Origin of the sequence: Nonomuraea sp. NPDC048916 (genome assembly GCF_040649575.1) — a bacterium.
GTDB lineage: Bacteria > Actinomycetota > Actinomycetes > Streptosporangiales > Streptosporangiaceae > Nonomuraea.
The window spans coordinates 1-618 of sequence record NZ_JBEZFS010000167.1; the positions used below are offsets into that span (position 1 = coordinate 1).

General features: G+C 69.3%; 1 protein-coding gene. It reads right to left on the reverse strand.

Features of this window, described 5'->3' with window-relative positions; all coding sequences use genetic code 11:
• Nucleotides 1–204: 204 nt before the first annotated feature.
• Nucleotides 205–618: hypothetical protein (locus AB0C16_RS40255; RefSeq protein WP_357691431.1), on the reverse strand; the 414-nt coding region annotated here is incomplete at its 5' end.

A 618-nucleotide genomic window follows, 5' to 3' on the forward strand; every position in this document is an offset into this window, starting at 1 on the left:
ACGTGGGAGAGGTGTCGAAAGAAGTCACTGCGCCACACCCTAGGAGACGCGCGTCGGCCACCGTGATTCGGGTGACGTACATCACCCGTCCGCAAAGGATTCACTCCGGATTCCTCACGGAGGGTCACCGTGGTTCCGGAGGTGCGCTCTTGTCGACGCGAGCCCGGCGTTTCGTGACCCGGTGTCTGTTTCGTTCCCCGACGTCTACGGACGCCAGTCCCGGGCGAGGGCCGGGGCGAGCTGGTCGAGGTACTCCTCGGTCAGATCGCGCAGCGCCTCCACGCTCGGGTCGCGCCCCTGGCCCCACAGCTGGCCGGTCACCCGCATCACCCCGGAGAACGCGGCGACGGCCACCCGCGGCCGGGGGTCCCGGTCCACGTCCAGCCCCTCGCGCTCCGCGATCAGCAGGGCGATGTGGTTCTCCAGGGCGATACCGCGCCGCATATGGGCGGCGAGCAGGGTCGGGGTCGACTCGATCATCTGGTAGGTCCGCATATGGAGGTCGACCGTGATGACCTCCTCGATCGCCTCGCCGATGCTGTTCCACGCGCACAGCACTGCCCGGCGCATGGCCTCGAAGGGCGCCTCGTGCGCGGGGCGCCGGCGCAGCTCCTCGAT